At 71.1% G+C, this 22,074-nt stretch carries 21 protein-coding genes and 1 riboswitch; of the genes, 13 read left to right on the top strand and 8 right to left on the bottom strand.

Annotated elements, in window-relative coordinates:
* Positions 1-65: 65 nt before the first annotated feature.
* From ACQPXM_RS38305 to ACQPXM_RS38290, 4 genes are read left to right on the top strand one after another with little or no spacing between them, the layout of a single operon-like run.
* Positions 66-1,217 (top strand): NAD(P)/FAD-dependent oxidoreductase, encoded by a 1,152-nt coding sequence (locus ACQPXM_RS38305; RefSeq protein ID WP_432942881.1) that lies wholly within the window; start codon positions 66-68, stop codon positions 1,215-1,217.
* Positions 1,214-3,055: a 2Fe-2S iron-sulfur cluster-binding protein gene (locus tag ACQPXM_RS38300; RefSeq protein ID WP_432942880.1), complete on the top strand. Its 1,842-nt coding sequence runs from the start codon at positions 1,214-1,216 to the stop codon at positions 3,053-3,055. Before ACQPXM_RS38305 ends, ACQPXM_RS38300 begins: the two co-directional genes overlap by 4 nt.
* Positions 3,052-3,954 (top strand): dihydrodipicolinate synthase family protein, encoded by a 903-nt coding sequence (locus tag ACQPXM_RS38295; protein ID WP_432942879.1) that lies wholly within the window; start codon positions 3,052-3,054, stop codon positions 3,952-3,954. Before ACQPXM_RS38300 ends, ACQPXM_RS38295 begins: the two co-directional genes overlap by 4 nt.
* A 55-nt stretch (positions 3,955-4,009) precedes the next feature.
* Complete coding sequence (locus tag ACQPXM_RS38290; protein WP_432942878.1) at positions 4,010-5,011, top strand: proline racemase family protein; 1,002 nt, start codon at positions 4,010-4,012, stop codon at positions 5,009-5,011.
* Between the two features lie 125 nt (positions 5,012-5,136).
* Here the strand turns inward: ACQPXM_RS38290 and ACQPXM_RS38285 are convergent, their stop codons facing one another.
* From ACQPXM_RS38285 to ACQPXM_RS38265, 5 genes are read right to left on the bottom strand one after another with little or no spacing between them, the layout of a single operon-like run.
* Positions 5,137-5,979: a biotin-dependent carboxyltransferase family protein gene (locus ACQPXM_RS38285; protein ID WP_432942877.1), complete on the bottom strand. Its 843-nt coding sequence runs from the start codon at positions 5,977-5,979 to the stop codon at positions 5,137-5,139.
* Positions 5,976-6,599, bottom strand: a complete 624-nt coding sequence (locus ACQPXM_RS38280) for a 5-oxoprolinase subunit B family protein (RefSeq protein ID WP_432942876.1) — start codon at positions 6,597-6,599, stop codon at positions 5,976-5,978. Before ACQPXM_RS38280 ends, ACQPXM_RS38285 begins: the two co-directional genes overlap by 4 nt.
* A gap of 37 nt (positions 6,600-6,636) precedes the next feature.
* Positions 6,637-7,398 carry a LamB/YcsF family protein gene (locus tag ACQPXM_RS38275; protein WP_432942875.1) on the bottom strand — a complete coding sequence of 254 codons (762 nt, stop codon included), beginning with the start codon at positions 7,396-7,398 and terminating at the stop codon, positions 6,637-6,639.
* A gap of 27 nt (positions 7,399-7,425) precedes the next feature.
* Complete coding sequence (locus ACQPXM_RS38270; protein WP_432942874.1) at positions 7,426-8,712, bottom strand: NRAMP family divalent metal transporter; 1,287 nt, start codon at positions 8,710-8,712, stop codon at positions 7,426-7,428.
* A gap of 47 nt (positions 8,713-8,759) precedes the next feature.
* Complete coding sequence (locus tag ACQPXM_RS38265) at positions 8,760-10,100, bottom strand: hypothetical protein (RefSeq protein WP_432942873.1); 1,341 nt, start codon at positions 10,098-10,100, stop codon at positions 8,760-8,762.
* Positions 10,101-10,248: 148 nt separating this feature from the next.
* Here ACQPXM_RS38265 and ACQPXM_RS38260 point away from each other — a divergent pair, with 148 nt between their 5' ends.
* From ACQPXM_RS38260 to ACQPXM_RS38240, 5 genes are all read left to right on the top strand, one after another.
* Positions 10,249-10,980 carry a GntR family transcriptional regulator gene (locus ACQPXM_RS38260; RefSeq protein ID WP_432942872.1) on the top strand — a complete coding sequence of 244 codons (732 nt, stop codon included), beginning with the start codon at positions 10,249-10,251 and terminating at the stop codon, positions 10,978-10,980.
* A 27-nt stretch (positions 10,981-11,007) separates the two neighbouring features.
* Positions 11,008-12,027, top strand: coding sequence for an LLM class flavin-dependent oxidoreductase (locus ACQPXM_RS38255; protein WP_432942871.1), 1,020 nt, complete (start codon positions 11,008-11,010; stop codon positions 12,025-12,027).
* 10 nt (positions 12,028-12,037) lie between these two features.
* Positions 12,038-12,820, top strand: coding sequence for a putative hydro-lyase (locus ACQPXM_RS38250; protein WP_432942870.1), 783 nt, complete (start codon positions 12,038-12,040; stop codon positions 12,818-12,820).
* 13 nt (positions 12,821-12,833) lie between these two features.
* Complete coding sequence (locus ACQPXM_RS38245) at positions 12,834-14,255, top strand: aminopeptidase P family protein (RefSeq protein ID WP_432942869.1); 1,422 nt, start codon at positions 12,834-12,836, stop codon at positions 14,253-14,255.
* 194 nt (positions 14,256-14,449) lie between these two features.
* Positions 14,450-14,674, top strand: coding sequence for a hypothetical protein (locus ACQPXM_RS38240; protein ID WP_432942868.1), 225 nt, complete (start codon positions 14,450-14,452; stop codon positions 14,672-14,674).
* 49 nt (positions 14,675-14,723) lie between these two features.
* Here the strand turns inward: ACQPXM_RS38240 and ACQPXM_RS38235 are convergent, their stop codons facing one another.
* Entirely contained in the window at positions 14,724-15,980 is a 1,257-nt protein-coding gene (locus ACQPXM_RS38235) for a S1 family peptidase (RefSeq protein WP_432942867.1), read from the bottom strand.
* Positions 15,981-16,179: 199 nt separating this feature from the next.
* Positions 16,180-17,700: an alpha/beta hydrolase gene (locus ACQPXM_RS38230; RefSeq protein WP_432942866.1), complete on the bottom strand. Its 1,521-nt coding sequence runs from the start codon at positions 17,698-17,700 to the stop codon at positions 16,180-16,182.
* Between the two features lie 126 nt (positions 17,701-17,826).
* Here ACQPXM_RS38230 and ACQPXM_RS38225 point away from each other — a divergent pair, with 126 nt between their 5' ends.
* Together ACQPXM_RS38225 and ACQPXM_RS38220 are read left to right on the top strand one after the other, a co-directional pair.
* The gene (locus ACQPXM_RS38225; RefSeq protein WP_432942865.1) at positions 17,827-18,159 is read left to right on the top strand and encodes a DUF3817 domain-containing protein; all 333 of its coding nucleotides are present in this window, start codon (positions 17,827-17,829) and stop codon (positions 18,157-18,159) included.
* A 90-nt stretch (positions 18,160-18,249) separates the two neighbouring features.
* Positions 18,250-18,354, top strand: a riboswitch (glycine riboswitch).
* A 79-nt stretch (positions 18,355-18,433) separates the two neighbouring features.
* Positions 18,434-19,807 carry an L-serine ammonia-lyase gene (locus tag ACQPXM_RS38220; protein WP_432942864.1) on the top strand — a complete coding sequence of 458 codons (1,374 nt, stop codon included), beginning with the start codon at positions 18,434-18,436 and terminating at the stop codon, positions 19,805-19,807.
* Here the strand turns inward: ACQPXM_RS38220 and ACQPXM_RS38215 are convergent.
* The gene (locus ACQPXM_RS38215; protein ID WP_432942863.1) at positions 19,769-20,449 is read right to left on the bottom strand and encodes an alpha/beta fold hydrolase; all 681 of its coding nucleotides are present in this window, start codon (positions 20,447-20,449) and stop codon (positions 19,769-19,771) included. The genes ACQPXM_RS38220 and ACQPXM_RS38215 overlap by 39 nt on opposite strands.
* A gap of 98 nt (positions 20,450-20,547) precedes the next feature.
* On the opposite strand from ACQPXM_RS38215, the gene ACQPXM_RS38210 reads away from it, so the two are divergent.
* Together ACQPXM_RS38210 and ACQPXM_RS38205 are read left to right on the top strand one after the other, a co-directional pair.
* Positions 20,548-21,153, top strand: a complete 606-nt coding sequence (locus tag ACQPXM_RS38210) for a hypothetical protein (RefSeq protein WP_432942862.1) — start codon at positions 20,548-20,550, stop codon at positions 21,151-21,153.
* A 67-nt stretch (positions 21,154-21,220) separates the two neighbouring features.
* On the top strand, positions 21,221-22,072 hold the full coding sequence (locus ACQPXM_RS38205) for a helix-turn-helix transcriptional regulator (protein ID WP_432942861.1): 852 nt from the start codon (positions 21,221-21,223) through the stop codon (positions 22,070-22,072).
* The last annotated feature ends 2 nt before the right edge of the window (positions 22,073-22,074 follow it).

The raw sequence follows: 22,074 nt of genomic DNA, 5'->3' as shown, positions 1-22,074 counted from the left end.
GGCCGGGGCACGCCGTACGCTCGAAGCGTTCATTAAAGTGAACGCCGAGCCGATGGGGTCTGTGCATGCCGGACGTGGTGGTGGTCGGGGCAGGGGTGATCGGTGCCGCCTGCGCCGAGGCGCTGTCGGCGGCCGGTGTCGACGTCGTGGTGATCGACCGGGGGACACCGGCCGGTGGCACCACCGCGGCCGGCGAGGGCAACGTGCTGGTCTCGGACAAGGAGCCCGGGCCCGAGCTCAGGTTGGCGATCGCGTCGCGGCAGGAGTTCGGCCGGGTGCTTGCGCGGCTGCCCGAGTCCGTCGCTGACGTCGAGTGGGAGGCCAAGGGTGGCCTGGTCGTCGCGACGACCGATCCCGGGCCGCTGGAGAAGTTCGCCGCGCTGCAGCGGGACGCCGGCGTCGACGCCCGGGTGATCAGCCCGGCGGAAGCGTTCGAGCTGGAGCCGTTGCTGACCCGGGCGGTGACGACGGCGGTTCACTACCCCGACGACGCCCAGGTCCAGCCGGTGCTGCTGGCAACGGCTCTGCTGGCCGCCGTACGGGAGCGTGGTGGTCAGGTGCGTGCCGGAGTGACAGCTCTGGCCGTACGGCGGTCTGCTGCCGGGCGTGTGACCGGAGTCGAGACCGACGCCGGCGTGATCGAGTGCGACGCCGTCGTCAACGCGTGCGGCCCATGGGCCGGCGCGTTCGGCAAGGCGGCCGGGGGACCGATCGAGGTGCTGCCGCGACGCGGGATGATCCTGGTCACCGCTGCGCTGCCGGAGTGTGTGCGGCACAAGGTGTACGACGCGGACTACGTCGGCGCGGTCGGCAGCGGGGACGCCGATCTGCAGACCTCGACGGTCGTGGAGTCGACGCGGGCAGGGACCGTGCTGATCGGTTCGAGCCGGGAGCGGATCGGTTACGACGACACGGTCAAGGTGCACGTGCTGCGTGAGTTGGCGCGCAAGGCGGTCGGGCTCTTCCCGTTCCTGGCCGACGTCCCGGTGATGCGCACCTACGGCGGGTTCCGCCCTTACGCGCCGGACCACCTGCCGGTGATCGGGGCCGATCCGCGGGTGCCGGGATTGTGGCACGCGACCGGGCACGAAGGCGCCGGGATCGGGCTCTCGGCGGCGACCGGGCGGTTGCTGACCGAGCTGTTCATCGGCGTACCGCCGCATCTGGATCCGGAGCCGTTCCGGGTCGACCGGCCGGCCGTGGTGGGGGTGTCGTGAGTCCACATCTGCGGTCGCCCGAAGGGGATCCGGCCGAGCCTCGCTTCGGGCCGGCGGTGGAGATCACGGTCGACGGGACGCCGGTCGAGGCGCTGCCCGGGCAGACGGTGGCCGCCGCGTTGATGGCGACCGGGCGGGAGTCCTGGCGGACGACGCGAGGCGCGAGCGACCCGCGCGGAGTCTTCTGCGGGATCGGTGCGTGCTTCGACTGCCTTGTGGTGGTGAACGGGACGCCTGACGTGCGGGCTTGTCAGCGGACGGTTTCGGCGGGGGACCGGATCAGTACGCAGGCCGGGGCGATGCTTCCCTCGGACGATCGGGCCGGTGCGCACACCGGGCCGGTGCTTCCAGCGGGCGACCGGGGCGGTGCGCAGGACGCTGGAGCGGCGCAAGCGGCAGAAGCGGCGCAGGCGGTGCCAGCGGCGGGCGAGCCGCGGACGGCCGGGTTTGCGGCGTACGACGTGGTGGTCGTGGGGGCCGGACCCGCTGGACTGAACGCTGCGCTGGCGGCAGCGGAGGGCGGAGTCTCGGTCGCGCTGGTGGATGCCGGACGGGCTGTGGGTGGACAGTTCCATCGACAGTTGCCGGCGGAGTTCGGCGCCGCGCGTCCCGGACGGTTGCAGCACGGATGGGCGGGTTTCGTGCAACTGCGGGACCGGGTGGCTCGGCATCATCGGGTGACGCACTGGGCGGAGACGTCGGTGTGGGCGATCGAGCGGACCGGCGACGGGCATCGGCTGTGGGTGCAGCGTGGACCGGCCGACGCGCCGGGACGCCGCGTCGAGGCGGTCGAGGCGCGGGCGGTGGTGCTGGCGCCGGGAGCTTTCGACCGGGTGCTGCCGTTCAAGGGCTGGGAGTTGCCGGGCGTCTACAGCGCCGGCGCCGCGCAGGCACTGGCGAAGGGGCAGCGGATCGCGGTCGGGCAGCGGGTCGTGCTCGCTGGGACCGGACCGTTCCTGCTGCCCGTCGCGGAGTCGTTGCTGGGTGTCGGATCCGAGGTGGTCGGGATGTACGAGGCCAACTCGGTGCGGACCGTGGGGCGAGGATGGCTGAGCGATCCGTTGGTTGCTGGCAGCAAGCTTCGTGAAGCGGCCGGGTACGCCGCGCTGTTGGCGCGACGGCGGATCCGGCTTCAGCACGGGCGGGCCGTGATCGCGGCGCACGGCGATCGGCGCGTCGAGGCCGTCACCGTGGCGAAGCTGGATGCCGGCTGGCGGCCGATCCGTGGGTCCGAGCAGGTGATCGAGGCCGATGCGGTGTGTGTCGGGTACGGGTTCACGGCGCAGCTGGAGCTGGCGGTTGCTGCTCGGTGCGAGCTGACGGCGGGGCCGGACGGTGGCTCCGCAGTGGTGACGGATGAGCGGCAGGAGACCAGCACGGCCGGAGTCTTCGCGGCCGGAGAGATCACCGGAATCGGTGGCGCCGACTTGGCCTCTGCTGAAGGACGAGTGGCAGGTGCTGCTGCCGCACGACGTGCTGCTGGGCGTGAAGTCGTCCAAGAAGTTGCTCAGGGCAAGCGATTTGCCCGGGCGCTGGCGGCGGCCTATCCGGTGCGGGACGGCTGGCTGGAGTGGAGTGACGACGCGACGCTGGTGTGCCGGTGTGAAGAGGTCTCACGGGGGGACCTCGCGCGGACGGCCGGCGTACGAGGGCTGGAAGCGGGCCGGAGCTTGAAGCTGGCCGGCCGGGTGGGACTCGGCCTGTGCCAGGGACGCGTGTGCTCGCGGAACGCGGCGTGCGTGAGCGGGGACCGGCGCGGAGTCGTGCCGGACGACCACAGACGACCGATCGCCGTGCCGGTCCGGCTCGGCGATCTGGCTGATCAGGAGGAACTGTGAGCGAGAAGCTTGATGGCGTCATCGTCGCCACCGCGTTGCCGTACGCGGAGGAGGCGGCCGCACCGGCGGGACTGCGCCCCGACCTGGACCGGTACGCCGAGCACTGCCGCTGGGTGATCGAGAACGGGTGCCGCGGCGTCGGCCCGAACGGGTCGCTGGGCGAGTACTCGTCGCTGACCGACGACGAGCGGCGGGCCGTCGCCCGGACCGCGATCGAGGCGGTCGGTGACGACGGCATCGTGGTCGTCGGCGTGCACGGGGTCGGCGCGCACCAGGCGCGCAGCTGGGCCGAGAAGGCGGCCGAGGACGGCGCGCACGGCGTGCTGTGCCTGCCGCCGACGATGTACCGGGCCAACCGTGGCGAGGTGATCCACCACTTCACCGAGGTCGCCAAGGCCGGCCTGCCGGTGATGGTCTACAACAACCCGATCGACACCAAGGTCGACCTGACTCCCGACCTGATCGGCGAGCTGGCGCAGATCGACAACATCGTCGCGGTCAAGGAGTTCTCCGGCGACGTCCGGCGGATCCTGGAGATCCGCGAGCGCGCGCCCGAGCTGACGGTGGTCGCGGGCGCCGACGACCTGACCCTGGAGGCGCTGCTGATGGGCGCGACCGGGTGGTTCGCCGGCTTCCCGAACGTCTTCCCCAAGGAGTCGGTCCGGCTCTTCGACCTCGCGCTGGAGGGCAAGCTCGACGAGGCTCGCGCGCTGTACGAGCCGCTGGTCGCGTCGTTCCGCTGGGACTCCCGGGTCGAGTTCGTCCAGGCGATCAAGTGGGCGATGGACTACGTCGGCCGGTACGGCGGCCCCTGCCGTCCGCCGCGCGGTCCGCTCGTGCCGGAGCACGTCGCGCAGCTCGAGCAGGACATGAAGCGCGCGGTCGAGTCGCTGGCGTGATGGAGCCACGCCCTACGCTGGACGCGATCGAGCCGCTGACCGAAGGAGCGCCGGCATGAGATCAATCCGCACCCTGAGCGCGATCGACTCGCACACCGAGGGCATGCCGACCCGGGTGATCACCGGCGGGGTGGGCGTGATCCCGGGCGCGACGATGGAGGAACGCCGGCAGTACTTCCTGGCCAATCTCGACGACCTGCGGCTGTTCCTGATGAACGAGCCGCGCGGTCACTCGGCGATGAGCGGCGCGATCCTGCAGCCGCCGACCCGGCCGGACGCCGACTGGGGCGTGCTCTACATCGAGGTGTCCGGCTGCCTCCCGATGTGCGGGCACGGCACGATCGGGGTCGCGACCGTGCTGGTCGAGTCGGGCATGGTCCCGGTCAGCGAACCGGTCACGCAGGTCCGGCTGGACACCCCCGCCGGCCTGGTCGTGGTCGACGTGGCGGTGCGCGACGGACGGGCCGAACACGTGACGCTGCGCAACGTCCCGGCGTACGCGCACGCGCTGGACGCCTCGGTGGAGGTGAAAGGGCTCGGGACGGTCACGTACGACATGGCCTACGGCGGCAACTTCTACGCGATCCTGCCGCTGGACCAACTGGGCATCCCGTTCGACCGGGCGGACAAGGACAGGATCCTGCAGGCCGGGCTGGACATCATGGCGGCGATCAACGAGACCGACCGGCCGGTGCATCCGGAGGACCCGGGGATCTCGGGGTGCAAGCACGTGCAGTTCACCGCCCCCGGGCGGAACGGGAGTCACTCGCGCAACGCGATGGCGATCCATCCGGGCTGGTTCGACCGGTCGCCGTGCGGGACCGGGACGTGCGCGCGGATGGCGCAGCTGCACGCCCGGGGTGAGCTGGCGCTGGAGACCGACTTCGTCAACGAGTCGTTCATCGGCACGAGTTTCACCGGACGGTTGCTGGCGACAACGATGGTCGGCGATCGGCCGGGGGTGGTGCCGACAGTGCGTGGGCGGGCGTGGATCACGGGGATGGGCAACTACCTGCTCGATCCGTCGGATCCGTTCCCGACCGGGTTCGTGCTCTGAGGTCGCCGGGAATGGTCGACGTGCACCACTGATCAAGCCCCGTGAGCCGGGCTGTATCGCGGTGTGTTGAGCGTGAACTCGGTGGCCGCCGGGAGGTTGATCAGTGGTGGACGTCGGCGTTGCGATCAGAGGCTGCGGAAGCGGAGGGTTTGGCCGGGCCGGAGTTGGGCGCAGGCGTCCAGGTCCGGGGCGGCGACGTAGCCGATCACCGGGTAGCCGCCGGTGACCGGGTGGTCGGCGAGGAACAGCACCGGGAGACCGGACGGCGGGATCTGCAGGGCGCCGAGCTCCATGCCCTCGCTGGGCAGTTCGCCGTCCCGGGCCCGCTCCAGCGGCGAACCTTCCAGCCGGACGCCGACCCGGTTGCTGTTGCTGCTGACGGTGTAGGACTGGCCGGTCAGCGATGCCCAGCCCGCGTCGGTGAACCAGTCGCGGCGGGGACCGGGAAGGACCCGCACGGTCACCTCGCCGCCCGGCGGATCGGCGACCGGCGCCAGGTCGACACCGGGCATCGGTCCGTGGTCCTTGCCGAGGGCAATGACGTCTCCGACGGCGACCGGCGCCGGGCCGAGGCCGGAGAGCAGATCGGTCGAGCGGGAGCCGAGCACCGGCTCGACATCGACACCGCCGCGGAAGGCGACGTACGTGCGCAGGCCGGTGCGTGGCGTGCCCAGCTGCAGCACTTCGCCCTTGCGGAGAAGTGCCGGGGCGTTGAGCGGGACGCCGGCGCATGGTGCTCCGGTGATCGCGTAGACGAGGTCGGAGTCGGCGACCAGCGACAGGCCGCCGAAGGTGACCTCCAGGGCGGCCGCGTCGGGGTGGTTGCCGACCAGACGATTCGCCAGCTGGTACGACGTCCGGTCGCAGGCGCCGGACCGGCCGATGCCGAGCGCGGCCTGGCCGGGGCGGCCGAGGTCCTGCACGGTGGTGAGTGGTCCGGTCTGCAGGACCTCGAAGTGGGCGGTCATCCGTTCCGCCGATCGGAAGCGTCGACGAAGCGGACCCGACGGCCGGGGCTCAGTAGCGCTGCGGGGTCGCGATTGAGGTCGAAGACCGCGACGTCGGTGTGCCCCAGCAGCTGCCAGCCGCCCGGCGATTCGCGCGGATAGATTCCGCTGAACTCCCCGGCCAGCGCGACCGAGCCGGCCGGAACCTTGGTACGCGGCGACGACCGCCGGGGGATGTCCCAGTCCGATTCGCCGGTCAGATAACCGAAGCCGGGCGCGAAGCCGCAGAAGGCGACCGTCCACTGCTCGGCGGTGTGGCGCCGGACGACCTCGTCGACCGAGCAGCCGAGCAATCCGGCGACGTCGGCGAGATCCTCCCCGTCGTAGACGACGGGGATCTCGACCAGGTCCCCACCGGTCCGGCGGTCCTCGACGGCAACCGTCGCCAGCAGCGAGCGTTCCAGGGCCGTGAGGCTGGTGACGGCGGGGTCGACGACCACCATCACCGTCCGGCCCGCCGGCACGATGTCGACGACACCGGCCGGCGGGTCGGCGCGCAGCGCCGCGTAGTACCCGAGGACCTCGTCGAGGTTCCCGAGCTCCACGAGCAGCGCCGAGCTGCCGCACGGAAGGACACGCATCAGGCCACGCTCACCGGCGAGCAACCGCACCGGCGCATCAGGCCGCGAACGGGGTGAGCTCGACCCCGGCGTCGGTCAGGCTCTTGCGAACGCGCTGCGCGATCTGTACGGCGCCCGGGGTGTCGCCGTGCACGCAGATCGAGCCGGGGCGCAGCTTCAGCTCGCCACCCTCGACGTCCTTGATCGGGGCTCCGGTCGCCATCGCCACACACCGCCGGGCGATCTCCCGCTCGTCGTGCAGCACCGAGCCGGGTAGCCGGCGGGACACCAGCGTGCCCTCCGGCGTGTACGCCCGGTCGGCGAAGGCCTCGTGCACGACCTTCAGCCCGGCCTCCTCGGCGAGCTTGAGCCAGACCGCGCCGGGCAGACCGAGCACCGGCAGCGCGCGGTCGTAGTCGGCGACCGCCGCGACGACGGCCGCGGCCTGCTCCTCGTGATGCCCGATCGTGTTGTAGAGCGCGCCGTGCGGCTTGACGTAGCTGACCTCCGACCCGGCGACCCGGGCGAAGGCGTCCAGCGCGGCGATCTGGTAGAGCACCTCGTCGCGCAGCACGGCCGGCTCGACGTCGATGAACCGGCGGCCGAAGCCGGCCTTGTCGGCGTACCCGACGTGCGCGCCGATCGCGACGTCGCGATCGGCGGCCCGCCGGCAGACCGCACGCATGATGGAGGGGTCCCCGGCGTGGAAACCGCAGGCGACGTTGGCGCTGGTGACGACGTCGAGCAGGGCGTTGTCGTCACCCATCGCCCAACGGCCGTAGCCCTCGCCGAGGTCGGCGTTCAGATCGACGGTGTTCATGGTTCCTCCTTCAGGCGTCCGGCCGGATCAATTGAACAGTTCGATGACGGGCCGCACCGAGCGCACCGCCAGGTAGATGGTGAGCAGCCAGGCCGCGCCGCCGATGCCGAGCAGCCAGGCCGGGTACTTGTACCCGTTCAGCAGGTCCTTGCGCCGCCATGCCACCCAGAGAATCACACCGATCCCGACCGGCAGCAGCAGGCCGTTGAACGCGCCGGCGAACACCAGCAGCGTGGCCGGCGGCGTACCGATCGACACGTAGATGATCGTGGTGACGGCGATGAAGGCGACCACCAGCGCGGTGCGCAGCCGCTCGCTGGTCTTGGTCCGCGAGGTGATGAACGAGACCGTCGTGTACGACGCGCCGATCACGCTGGTGATCGCCGCGGCCCACAGCACGATGCCGAAGACCCGCAGCCCGACCTCACCGGCGGCGTGCTGGAACGCCGACGCGGCCTGACTCTTCGGGTCCAGCGCCGCCCCGCCGGCGACCACACCGAGAATCGCCAGGAACAGCACGATCCGCATCACGCCGGTGATCAGGATGCCGGTCACCGAGCCGCGGGTGATGTCGCGGATGTGTTCCGGCCCGCTCACCCCGGAGTCGAGCAGGCGGTGCGCGCCGGCGTACACGATGTAGCCGCCGATCGTGCCGCCGATCAGCGTGGTGATGGCCAGGAAATCGACCTGCTCGGGCAGCACGACGTTTTTCAGCGCCTCCCCGACCGGAGGGCCGGAGGTGATCGCGATGTAGGTGGTCAGCACGATCATCAGCGCGCCGAGCACGAACACGATCCGGTCCATCGCCAGCCCGGCGCGCTTCGACAAGAAGATGCCGATGGCAACAAGGGCGGACAGCGCGCCGCCGAGCTTCGGGTCCAGCCCGAACATCGCGTCGGTGCCCAGGCCGGAGCCGGAGACGTTGCCGATGTTGAAGACCAGGCCGCCGGCCAGCAGCAGCGCGGCCATCACCCAGCCGAGGCCGGGGGCGACCAGGTTGCCGAGCTCCTGGGCACGCCGGCCGGACACCCCGATCACCCGCCAGACGTTCAGCTGCAGGGCGATGTCGACCAGGATCGACGCGGCGATGGCGAAAGCGAACGCGGCTCCGAGCTGGACCGTGAACGTCGTGGTCTGGGTGATGAAGCCCGGCCCGATGGCCGAGGTCGCCATCAGGAACATCGCCCCGATCAGCGTGGACCGGGTACTGGTCTTCATCGCGCCGGTGCCCTCGGAGGTGGGCCGGCCGGTACGGCGTACCGAACGCTGGGAGCTGGGCTTGGTCGGCGGTTTGGACGGCGGCGGGTTGGCCATGGTGCTCTCCTGAACTCAGCAGGCGGGGTGGGAAGGGGACCGCGGCGTCAGCGCCGGACGGCCTTACCGGCGGCCTCGACGAGGGCGACGGTCTGGTCCACGACAGCCTTGCGGTCAGCCTCGAACGCGGGGCTGGTCAGTGCGCTCGCATCGGTGGGGTACTCCAGTGCCGAGATGTGCAGGTGCCCACCCGGCAGCGTCGGGTGCCCGGTACCCAGCCGAAGCCGGTTGGTGCGGTACATCGACTCGTTCGACAGGTAGTTGCCGCCCGGGGCGCTGGCCGCCCGCGAACCCGGCGACGGGTCCGGCGCGGTGCGCAGCGCGGTCGGGTCGGGGAAGGTGCCGGCCGGCCACTCGGTGATGCCCGGGTTGAGCTTGACCGGCCACGGGCCGGTGCCGGCGTCGATCATCGCCTGGTACGGCAGCGTGGTGTGGATGAACTGCGGCGACGGCTGCGGCTGCGGCCAGAGCGCGGCGGCCGAGATCGGGCCCCAGTTGATCGACCGGTTGTTGTCCGGGGAGCCGCCGCGGAAGCCGCCGGCCCACTTCTCGATGTTCATCTGGCCGCGGCCGGTCTGGCTGATCGTCATCAGCGCGTCGATCGCGCCCTGGTAGCGCGGGTCCTTGCGGTTCACCAGCCACGGGCCGAAGGCGTCCTCGACGATGCCCTGGTCGAAGTCGGTCCAGTTCACCGGGAAGACCACTGCCTGGATGGTGACCGTGCCGTGCTTGGTCTTCACCGTGCGGCCGTCGAGCTGCAGCGCGGAGGCGCCGGACGGGTTGGAGTTCCGCAGGCTGGCGTCGAGGCTGTAGGTGTCGAACCCGCTGACCAGCAGCTTGGTGCTGTTCTTCGGGAACGCCACCTGGTCGATGCCGCGGGAGGCGTAGTTGAACTGCCGCAGGATCGCCTGGCGCTGCAGGCTGGTCAGCGGGAACGGCGCCTGCCACTCGCGCACCGCCCGGCTCATCGACGTACGGGCCCAGTAGAGCGGGCGGTCGTCGTACCGGTCGATGGTGCCGGAAGTGAGCCGGCCCTGGGCGCGGTCGACGGCGGTCTTCCACAGCGCGGCGCCGGCCGCCTTGATCGCCGTACCGGCCTGGCCGACGCTCGTGTAGTCGCACAGCTTGGCGGCGAAGTCGTCGACGATGCCCTCGAAGCCGGCGGCCTCGATGAAGTCACGGGCGGCCGGGGTGGTCCGGCCGGGCAGGCTCAGCGTCGTGCGCTGCTCCTCGACGGTCAGCACCGTGCCTGGTGCGACGCAGGCCGAGGAGGGCTTCGGTGGTTCGGTTGCGGCCATCGTGGTGCTCCCTCCGGTGGCTACCAGCGTGGCGGCGGCCGCGACGTTCAGTGCGACCAGTGCGGCGGGGAAGAGCTTCTTGCGGATCATCGCAGGCTCCCAAGGGGTCTGTGGACGCATTCAGTGGGCGGTCGATCGCGTCTCGTGATTCCCGAGGGTAGATATTGTTCAACAATCCTGCAAGACTCTCGTTCAACGCGGTTTCACTTCCTGTCCCGGAGTGGGTGATGATGCGACGGTGTCCAGCTCGAGCGAGATCCGACCGCCGGCCGAACCCGGGACCGACACGTCCTGGCTGCGGGCCGTCGCGGTCGACGCGGCCCTGTTCGACCGGAGCAGCTCGGCCGAGCGGGTCGCCGACGTGCTCCGCCGCCGGATCACCGAAGGCGATCTCCGGCCCGGGACCCAGCTGTCCGAGGAGCTGCTCAAGGAAGCCCTCCAGGTCAGCCGGAACACGCTGCGCGAGGCCTTCCGCTTGCTCACCCACGAAGGGCTGCTGGTGCACCGGATGCACCGCGGCGTCTTCGTTCCCGACCTCACCGAGGACGACCTGGTCGACCTCTACCGGCTCCGCCGGGTCCTGGAGTGTGACGTCGTCCGGTCGCTGGCCGACCTTCCCGCGGACCGGCTCGAACCGCTCCGTGAGGACGTCGCCGCCAGCGAAGCCGCGGCGCGGGCCGGCGACTGGGTCGCCGTCGGTACGGCGAACATGCGCTTCCACCGGCATCTCGTCGGCCTGGCCGGCAGCAACCGGATGGACGAGATCACCGGCCGCCTGCTCGCCGAGCTGCGCCTGCTCTTCCACGTCATCGCGACTCCCCAAGCGCTGCACGAGCCCTACATCGCGCGCAACCGCTCGCTGCTCGAGCTGCTCGAAGCCGGCCGCTACGGGCAGGCCGCGGACGAGCTGCAGCAGTACATGCTCGACTCCGAAGCCGCACTGCTCGCCGCGTTCCGCGCCCGCCCTTGAGCTGACCCGGCCTCTGGGAGGTCACCGATGAGCCCGTTGCGTGTCGATCTCCGGGTTCCGGTCGGTCGGCCGATTCCGGAGTTGGCCGAGTTCGCCGTCCAGGCCGAGGCGGCCGGGCTCGACGGCATCGGCGTACCGGATCACCACCACACCGGCCGCGACGCGTACGTCGTACTGGCGGCGATGGCGTCCCGGACCCGGCACCTGTCGCTCTACCCGGCGACCTCGAACGTGGTCACCCGGCATCCGCTGGTCTCGGCCGCCCTGGCGAACTCGCTCGACGAGCTGGCGCCTGGTCGCGCGATGCTGACCGTCGCACCCGGGTTCTTGTCGGTGGAGAAGGCCGGCGAGCCGAAGGCCCGCCGTGACCGGCTGCGCGAGATCGTGCTCACCTTGCGCGGGTTGCTCGGTGAGGGCCGGGCCACGCTCGACGGTCATGATCTCGAGCTGTTCCACCGGCCGGAGACCGGCTCTCGCGTGATCGTGCTGGCGTCCGGACCGAAATTGCTGGAGCTGGCCGGTGAGGTGGCCGACGGCGTGATGATGCTGGTCGGGCTGGATCCGGCCGGCGTCGAGGCGGCCCGTCGGCACGTCCGGATCGGCGCGGAGCGGGCCGGCCGCGACCCGGCCTCGATCGAGGAGATCCTGATCGTGCCGTTCGGGCTCGGCGACCAGGACACCGTCCGGGCCTGGCCACGTGGATGGTTCCGCGAGGGACAACCGTGGCTGCGGTACCCGAGCGCGTCCAACCTGACCTGGCTGCGGCACGCCGGACTCGACGTACCCGACGGACCGCACGAGGACCTCGACGACGAGCTGACCGACCGGATTCTCGACGCCTACGGGCTGTTCGGGACCGCCGAGCAGTGCGCCGACCGGCTGATCCGGGCGCACGACGAGCTCGGCACGCACCGGGTGTTCCTGTTCCCAGCGCACAGCTGGGCCACGACCTACGACCTGCCGCGGGCCGAGGTGGAGGCGTTCGGCACCACCATCGGGCCCGCTCTGCGTGCCGCCGGGCTGTCCGCCGCCCGCCCTGACTTGTGAGGAGCCATCGATGACCACGGACGCCACCACCCCGGCCGGAGCCCGGGCGCTGTACCGGGACGGGCTGATCGCGCCGACCAGCGGCCATGCGCCCGGGTTCACCCAAGCCAACCTTGTGATCGTGCCCCGCGACTGGGCCTACGACATGCTGCTGTTCGGTCAGCGCAACCCGCAGCCGGTGCCGCTGCTCGACGTCACCGACGCCGGATCCTTCCGTACGACGCTCGCCCCGGACGCGGACCTGCGCACCGACCTTCCGCAGTACCGGGTCTGGCGCGACGGCGAGCTGGTCGACGAGCCGAGCGAGATCACCGGGCTGTGGCGCGACGACCTGGTCAGCTTCCTGATCGGCTGCAGCTTCAGCTTCGAGACCGCGCTGCTCGACGCCGGCGTACCGGTCCGCAATATCGAGCAGGGCCGGAACGTGTCGATGTACCGGACGTCGGTCGACTGCCGTCCGGCCGGGCGGCTGTCCGGTCCGCTCGTGGTGTCGATGCGGCCGATCCCGGCCGGGATGGTCGCCACCGCGGTCCAGGTCACCGGACGGATGCCGCAGGTCCACGGAGCACCCGTGCACATCGGCGAACCGGCCGCGCTCGGCGTGCGTGACCTCGCCGTACCGGACTTCGGGGAAGCAGTGGACAGCGAACCGGGCGACGTACCGGTTTTTTGGGCTTGCGGAGTGACACCCCAAGCTGCGTTGATGGCTTCACGGCCCCCGTTCGCGATCACCCATGCCCCCGGGCACATGTTCGTGACCGACGTGCCGGACGACGTGTACCGACAGCCTTAAGGGGAGCAGGGGCATGACTGAAGACCGGACCGAAGAGCAGCGCAAGTCCTACCGGCCGATCGACGCGAAGGGGTTCCGCGACGAGATCGGCCGCAACTGGGGACCGGTCGACCGCTCGGTGGTGCTGCCCGAGGGGCTGGCCGAGGCGGCTGCTGAACACCGCCGCCGGCTCAGTACGGCGCTGCCGGGACGGCGGATCGCGCTCGGAGCCGGGCGCGCGCCGGTGCGGTCGAACGACACCGACTACCGGTTCCGGGCCGACAGCGACTTCGTCTGGCTGACCGGGTGCCAGGCCGAGGGCGCGGTGCTGGTGATCTCGGCGGACGGCGACGCGACGCTCTACCTGCGCGAGACGGCCGGGCCGGACGAGCCGGACTACTTCGCGAACGCCCGCGACGGTGAGCTGTGGATCGGCCCGGTGCCGGGGCTGAAGGACTGGTCGGAGGCGTTGCAGATCGCCTGCCGCCCGATCGAGGAACTGCCAACGGCGCTGCGCGGCGCCGTACCGTACATGCTGTCGGTGCCCGGCGTGGAGCCGATGCTGGACGCGCTGGTGCGGACCTCGCGGACCGACGGCGACATCCTGCGCCAGTCGATCTCCGAGCTGCGCCGGATCAAGGACGACTGGGAGCTCGACCAGCTGCGGGAGGCGGTCGAGGCCAGCGTGCAGGGCTTCGCCGACGTCGCCCGGGAGTTGCCCGAGGCGATCCGCGGCGGTGGCGAGCGCTGGCTCGAGGGCACCTTCGACCGGCGCGCCCGGACCGCGGGCAACGGCGTCGGCTACGCGTCGATCGTTGCTGCTGGCAACCACGCGCCGGTGCTGCACTGGGTCCGCAACGACGGCGCGGTGCGCGAGGGCGACGTGATCCTGCTGGACGCCGGCGTCGAGACCCGGACGCTCTACACCGCCGACGTGACCCGGACGTTCCCGGCGACCGGCGAGTTCACCGCCGCGCAGCGTCAGGTGTACGACCTGGTCCACAAGGCGCAGCTGGCCGCGCTCGCGGCGGTCACACCGGGTGCGCCGTACCGGGCCTTCCAGTACGAGGCGATGCGGGTGCTGGTCGAGGGACTGCGCGACTGGGGCATCCTCGACGTCTCGCTGGACGAGGCGCTCGGGCCGGACGGGCAGCAGCACCGCCGGTACGTCGTCTGCGGGCTCGGCCACTTCATCGGCTTGGACGTGCACGACTGCGACGCGGCCCGGCCGGAGACGTACTTCGCCGCCGATCTCGAGGTCGGCATGGCGCTGGCGGTCGAGCCCGGCCTGTACTTCCACCCGCACGACGAGACCGTGCCGCCGGAACTGCGCGGGATCGGCATCCGGATCGAGGACAACGTGGTCGTGCACGCTGACCGCCTGGAGATCCTCACCGAGCCGCTGCCGATCACCGCCGACGGCCTCGAGCAGTGGGTCAAGGCGCAGCAGCCCTGAGTCGTCGGGCGGTCACCGAAAATAATCTCGTCACAGGTAGTAACACTCGGCTGGTCTGGACCGATGTAAGCAGCGGGGGAGGGTCGATCTCGGCTCGGCGCGTGGCAGTGGGGGGCCGCGGCCACGCGCCGGCCGGACGGCCCCGCCTTGGGCCCGGGGGGACCCAAGGAATTCATCGCTACGGGGGAACGGCCATGAACCTGCGGGTGCGGGTGCTCTACTGCGGCTGTGCCGGTGGTCGGCACTGGTATGCCGACATCGACGACGCGGACGACCCGCAGCCCGACGACCCGTTCTGGTACGTCGACGGCTGTGCCACCCAGTCGCAGGCGCTGGAGACCGCCTGCGGCGAACTGCTGGAACTGTCCAGCCGGGTGGTCCAGGGTGACCAGCTGTGCCGCGTGCTCGAGTCCGTCTGACACAACCGAAGCCCTCACCGGGTGGTGAGGGCTTCGGCCTGGCCGGGAATCAGCCTCGGGTCAGCGTGACCCCGTAGTAGCTCGCGGCGTCCACGACCGGCTGGTAGAACGAGTACGAGCCGGTGGCGTTGCCGCCCTGGTTGAAGCCGCAGTCGTGGCCGTCGTTCGGGCCGCCGGACGTCATGCCCTGGGCGGTCGTGCCGGAGATGTAGGCGCCGCCGGAGTCGCCGCCCTCGGTGCAGACCGTCGAGCGGGCCAGGCCGCTGGTGCGGGTGATGCTGCCGCCCGCGCCGCCGTAGTTGACGGTCAGGTTGTACTGCTGGATCGTGCCGCAGGTCCAGCCGGTGGTGTTGCCGGCCTTGCAGATCGTCGAGCCGACCGGCGCCTTCGACGATCCGGTGACCCGGGTGGTCTGCCCGTTGCGGTTGTCGATGTAGCCACGGCCGATGTCCTCGGCGTCGATGTCCATCAGGCCCATGTCGACGCTGGGCTGTCCGGTCCGGAACCGGCTCGCGATGCCCCTGCCGATGTGGGTGCCGCCGGCGTCCAGCACGTCCGGGTTGCCCTCGACGCAGTGGCCGGCGCTGAGCAGCACGTTGTTGCCGTTGCTCAGCGTGCCCGGGTAACCGAGCGAGCAGTTCGTGCCCGGCACCAGGTCCATGATCCGGCCGCCGACCACGTCGGCGGTCATCGTCAGCGTGGTGCTGTTGGTGGACACGTCGACGCCCGGGATCGCCCGCAACTGCTTGACCAGGGCAACGGTCTTCGCGGACTGCCGGCCGGGCTGCAGCACGACCTGCACACGGTCGGTCGGCAGGTCGGCGCCGATCGTCTGGACCTGGGTCGAGCCGGACCTGTCGGCCAGCGCTTGGACCTTGGTCTGCAGCGCGGTGAGCGCCTTCTCACCGCGCGCCACGGTGCGCGGCGTCAGGCCGTTGGCCTTGGCAACTTCCGCGGCCTGGGTGGTGTGCACGTTCACGACGAGCCGACGGGCGGAGTCGAAGAACGCGCCGTCCAGACCGGGCTCGGCGGTGGCGACGCGGGACGCCTTGGCCAGCTGGGCCTGCACCGCTTCGAGCGTGTCGGCCTTGCTGTGCTCGGCGTCGAGCCGGAGTTTGGCCTCCGACGCGGAGACACCCCAGCTCTTGCCGAGGACGTCGTACACACCGTCGATCGGGGCGGGGGCCGGCGCGCTGCTGGCGGTCTGGATCGGCACCAGGGCGGCGGCGCCGAGTCCGAGGGCCAGGGCAGCTCCGGCCAGGGTCTTGCGGAACTGTCGGGGACGGGGCGGGGAAACAAAGGACATGGTCACATCCGGTTCCTCTGGTGGCCTTGCCTCACAGGGCCACGGTGAGGGAATCGTTGAGGCTACGGACGATGACCACAAGGGAACGGACGGTAGTGGTTGCCCTGGACACCGGTGGTCAAGGGAAAGCCTTCGGGTGAACCACGGATCACCCCCTGTCGAACGCTGATCGACCGAGGGTGATCCTTCGTTAATCGGTTTAGCCCTCGGGTGGTACCGCGGGGCAGTGGGAACCACGATGCGGCACGCTCAGCTCGACCAGATAGTCGTCGACCGTCGCCTCCACGCACGGGCTGGTGGTGTAGCTGCCATGGCCCCAGCCCCGGTACGTGACCAGTACGCCGTCCCGTCCGAACTGCTTGGCGACGCTGCGCGCGGAGCGGTACCCGGTGGCCGGATCGTGCAGGCTGTTGATCAGCAGCGCCGGCGTTCGCAACTGGTACGGCTTGGGATCACGCTGCGGATTGACCGCGCCGGGGAGCCCGAGGCAGGACGTCACGGCCATCAACTGCCCGGGGTATCGCAGGTCCGGGTAGTCCTTGGCCAGCCGGCGCAGGTGACCGGCGTACTCGCGGAAGTCGCGCACCGGCAGGCTCATGTCGCGGCAGATCACGACGATCGGGTTCTTGACCAGGCCGGATGGCACCGGCGGCTGCGCGGTCGGCGGGGCGCTCTTCTCCAGCCGCGCGAGCGTGTCGGCGAGCCGCGTCCATTGCGGGTCGTACAACAACCGGAACACCGCGAAGCTCAGCTGGAACTGGTTCACCGGGTACGCCGGCCGCTGCGGATCGGGCAGTTCCCCGCGGCCCGCGCGGGCCAGCAGCCCGTCCCAGACGGCGTGGACGTCGCGGCCGTGCAGCGCGCAACTCGTCGTCCGGGCGCACCACTTCACGAACTCGTCGAACGAGTCCTGCGCCGCCCACGCCTGGACGTCGAGGAACTCGCCGGTGGTCGCCGAGCCGTGGTCGTAGACGCTCTCCAGGACCAGGGCGCGGACCCGCTGCGGGAAGCGCGCGGCGTACTGCTGACCGAGCAGCGTGCCGTACGAGCTGCCGTGGAAGGAGATCCGGGACTCGCCCAGGGCGGCGCGGATCGCGTCGACGTCCCGGATGGTCTGCAGCATGTCGAGGTGGTCGTAGACCGGGCCGGTGTGCGCGCGGCAGTCCGCGGCGAGCTCGCGGTTGTACTTCACGGTCGCGTCGAACTCGGCCTGGCCGCTCAGGATCGGCGACGGCTGACGGGCGACCAGCGCGGCCGAGCAGGTGACCGGCGCGCTGCGAGCCACTCCGCGCGGGTCGAGGCTGACGATGTCGAACCGGTTCTCGAGGTTCTGGCTGAACCGGCTCATGCCGGTCCGGATCCGGTCGACGCCGGAGTCGCCGGGGCCACCAGGTCCGAACACCAGGACGCCGGCGCGTTCGGTCGGCTGCAGGGCCTTGCGGCGCGCGACCGCGAGCTCGAAGGTGCCGTCGGCAGGGTTGTTCCAGTCGATCGGCACGGTGATGGTGGCGCAGTCGGAGCCCGGCAGCAGCCTGATCTCCTCGGGGGTGTCGCCGGGCTCGGGCCGGCACGGCTGCCAGTCGATCGAGCGTGAGGCGATGGGGGCGGGCGCGGGGGAGCTTGGCGTCCTGGTGGCGCCGGCCGCGGCGGTGGCCGGCACGGCGACCATCGCCGTGACGGCAGCCAGGGCCGCGATCCAGGTGCTCGTTCGTCGGTGCACGGGATCTCCTGTCGTGGGGAACACGTCGATCCTTGGCCGCCTTCACCCTGACCGGCATCCGGTGCGGACCCGGAGCGGACCCGGGCCGGAAAGCACTGTTGAGCGGCTTGTTAGGGTCGCTGTCTGATGACCGAAACCGTTGCAGCCGTGGACGCGCCGGCTGGTTCCAAGCACGCGACCTGGTTCCGCGTCGTGGCGATCGCCGAGGCGGTCTCCTGGACCGGTCTGCTGATCGGGATGCTGTTCAAGTACGTGCTGTCGGACAACGAGATCGGCGTCAAGATCTTCGGCCCGATCCACGGCGGCATCTTCGTGCTCTACGTGCTCACCGTCGCCGTGGTCCGCAAACCGCTGCGCTGGACCTGGCCGACCACGCTGCTCGCGCTGGCCGCCAGCATCCCCCCGTTGTTCACCTGGTTCTTCGAACTCTGGGCCGGGCGCACCAACCGCCTGGGCTGATCACCTGCCGCGGCCCACGCCGACGCCCCTCTCCGGATTGACGCGCCCCAGGCGTGCGCCGTACCGTCGCGGCGAGTACCACCCGCCGTATGAACCCGTGCGGGAGAGACCCGGGCCAGAAGGTGTGACGGACCCGGGCGCCGTAGGAGCAACTCTCCCCAAGAATCTCTCAGGCCCCTTCACCGCACGGGCGAGGCACCTCTGGAAGACGCTGCGTCTGACAGAGCGGGGAGGTCAACCGATCGGTCAACGACGACCGGAAGGAATCCTCCACATGGCGATCAGCGTCTTCGATCTGTTCAGCATCGGGATCGGCCCGTCGAGCTCCCACACCGTGGGACCGATGCGCGCGGCCCGCACGTTCGCCGCCGGCCTGGCCGCCGACGGCCTGCTCACCAGGACGGCGGCCGTCGAGGCGCAGCTGTTCGGCTCGCTCGGGGCGACCGGGCACGGGCACGGCAGCAACAAAGCGGTCCTGCTTGGTCTGGAGGGTGAGGACCCCGAGACCGTCGACACCCGCTCTGTCGAGCGCCGGGTCGCGGCGATCCGCGCGGCCGGGCGGCTCCGGCTGGCCGGCGAGCACGAGATCGCGTTCGACGAGAACACCCAACTGGTGATGCACCGCCGCAAGGCCTTGCCCTACCACCCGAACGGAATGACGTTCGTCGCTCGCGACGCGGCCGGCGCCGTACTGCGCGAACGCACGTACTACTCGGTCGGCGGCGGCTTCGTCGTCGACGAGGACGCGGCCGCCGGGGACCGGATCGTCGAGGACCGGACGCCGCTGAAGTACCCGTTCCTGTCCGGCGCCGAGCTGCTCGACCGGTGCCGGGAGTCCGGCCTGCCGATCAGCGAGGTGATGCTCGCCAACGAGCTGGCCTGGCGCGAGGAGTCCGAGATCCGCGACGGCCTGCTGCACATCTGGCAGGTGATGCAGGACTGCGTGCAGGAGGGCTGCGAGACCGAGGGAGTCCTGCCGGGCGGCCTGAAGGTCCCGCGCCGGGCGCACGCGCTGCACCAGAAGCTCACCCGTGATCCCTGGTCGGTGGACCCGCTCAAGGTGATGGACTGGGTGAACCTGTTCGCGCTGGCGGTGAACGAGCAGAACGCCGCCGGCGGCCGGATCGTCACCGCGCCGACGAACGGTGCCGCGGGCATCATTCCCGCCGTACTGCACTACTACCGGCGGTTCGTGCCCGGCGCGACCGAGGACGGCGTGGTCCGGTTCCTGCTCGCGGCCGCCGCGATCGGCGTGCTGTACAAGGAGAACGCGTCGATCTCCGGCGCCGAGGTCGGCTGTCAGGGCGAGGTCGGCTCGGCCTGCTCGATGGCCGCGGCCGGCCTGTGCGAGGTGCTCGGCGGTACGCCCGAGCAGGTCGAGAACGCGGCCGAGATCGCGATGGAGCACAACCTCGGCCTGACCTGCGACCCGGTCGGCGGCCTCGTTCAGATCCCGTGCATCGAGCGCAACGCGATGGCCGCGGTGAAGGCGATCAACGCGGCCCGGATGGCGATGCACGGCGACGGGGTGCACGTGGTCACGCTGGACAAGGTGATCAAGACCATGCGCGAGACCGGCGCGGACATGAAGGTCAAGTACAAGGAGACGTCACGAGGCGGCCTGGCCGTCAACGTGATCGAGTGCTGACGGGTCCTCCACGTGGGCGTTGTGCCCGAGGCCCGGCAGCGTGATCACGGTGTCGTGCAGCGCGGCGAGCTCGGCGTCGGTGTTCATCGGGTCCAGCTCACCCCGCGCCAGTACGACGTCCGCCTGGGCCTCGCGGAGCAGCCGGCCCATGGCGGGCGCACCGACGCCGAAGGCGCGCGGGTCGAGGGCGAGTCGCCAGCGGCCGTCCTGCTCGCGCAGTCCGTGGTCGACGGCGTCACTCGCCGGGTCGACGAGTCCTTGCAGGCCGGAGACCTTGAGGTAGCGCTGGGCGGCGTCGTCCCGGTGGTCGAACCAGGTCACCGGCTTGGCGGCGAGGGCGGCAGTGCGCGCCAGGTCCTCGTCGGACCAGGTCACCTTCACGCCGAGCGCGATCACCCGGTCGACGCGTACGCCGTACCGGCCGCTGGCCAGTTCGAGCGCGATCACGCCGCCGAGCGAGTGGCCGATGACACTGACGCGGTCGGGCAGGTTCTCGGCGACGGCGGCGGTGATCGACTCGAAGCTGTAGCTGTCGAGCGGATCGGCCGTGCCGTGGCCGGGGAGGTCGGGGGTGAGGGCGGCGGTCCAGCCGTCCCAGACCCGGCGGGTCGCGCCGAGGCCGTGCAGCAGCAAAAGGGTCATGCCGAGCAGTCTGCCCGGTGGCAGCACCGGCAAAAATGGTGAAGATCCGTTCCAAGACCTGTTTGAAACGTGTGTACACCCGCTACTGTGCCGGAACTGTGAGTCTGTTCTCCGAGGAAGAACAGGCAGCACCGCGGAGAACCCTGCTGAGGAGCACGAGGGTTCGCCGTACCGCCGCCTGCATTGCCCTGCCCATCGGCCTGTACGCCGCCCTGGCCGGCGTCGGCCTGCTACCACTGCCGTGGTCCGAGGCGACCAACGCGGTCGCGCCGGTCGCCGGGCCGCCGTCGGCCGTGGCGTCGGACCTGCCCTACCCGTCGATCCAGGGCGATCCCCGGCCGGAGGTGAGCCCGACGCCGGCGTACTCGACCGAGCCGCCGGGAGTCCGCCACCAGGACGTCCAGCCAGACGGTCGCTCCGGCGACAGCTCCGGCCGCCCGACTCCCGGCGCTCCGACGACGGGCACGGCGGAGGACCGGAACCGTCGCGTTCTGCCGACGATCACCGCCAGGCCTCCGGTGCTGCCGACGCCGACTTCGACCCCGAGCCCGACCGTGCCGCCGCCTCCGACTGTCCCTCCGACCACAACGCCCTCGTCGCCGCGGCCGACCAGTACGCCGTCGCCGACGCCGCCGGTCACCGACCCCGACGACCCGACGCTGGTCGACCGCCTCTTCGGCTGGCTGGACGCGCTGACGCCGTAGCTCCGCCGGCCAGCGTGCGGAGTCGCAGTACCAGGCTGTCACCGGCGTCGACGGCAATACTGGTGAGGTGTCCGAACTCGGCAAGACCCTGCACGCCTGGCGTGACCGGGTCACCCCAGCAGCGGTCGGCCTCCCGGTAGGCGGCGTACGACGGGCGCCCGGGCTGCGGCGCGAGGAGCTGGCCCAACTGGCCGGACTGTCGGTGGACTACGTCATCCGGCTCGAGCAGGGGCGTTCCTCGGCGCCCTCGGTCCAGGTCCTGACCTCGCTCGCCCGGGCTCTCCGGCTCACCGACGGCGAACGCGAGCACCTCTTCGCCCTGACCGGCCAGGCGTCGCCGTCGCCCGGGCAGATCTCGACCCACATCCCGCCCGGCGTGCAGCGCATGATCGACCAGCTCGACGGCGCACCGGTCAGCGTGCACGACGCGGCCTGGACGATCATCAGCTGGAACGCGATGTGGGCGGCGCTGCTGGGCGACGTCTCAGCGCTGCGCGGCCGGCAACGCAACCTCGTCTGGCGGCACTGCATCGGAGGTGCGGATGGGTTGCTGCCCAACTCGGGCCGGGTCGAGCAGACCGAGAAGCAGGCCCGGCGCTTCCTGGTCGGCATGGTCACCGACCTGCGCGCCGCCGTCGCCCGCTACCCCCGCGACGCGGACCTGCGCGCCCTGGTCACCGACCTCCGCGCGGCCAGTCCCGCCTTCGCCGACGCCTGGGACCAGCACCTGGTCGGCTTCCACCAGTCCGACCAGAAGATCATCCACCACCCCGAACTCGGCGCGATCGCCGTCGACTGCGACATCCTCACCGTGCCCGGCAGCGACCTGCGCCTGGTCGTCTACACCGCCGCCCCGAACTCCGAGGCCGCCGAAAAACTCAAGCTTCTCTCGGTGCTGGGCCTGCAGTCCCTCGCCTGAGC

Source organism: Kribbella sp. CA-253562, assembly GCF_050942265.1.
Classification (GTDB): Bacteria; Actinomycetota; Actinomycetes; order Propionibacteriales; family Kribbellaceae; genus Kribbella.
This window is presented reverse-complemented; position numbering and strand designations above follow the sequence as displayed.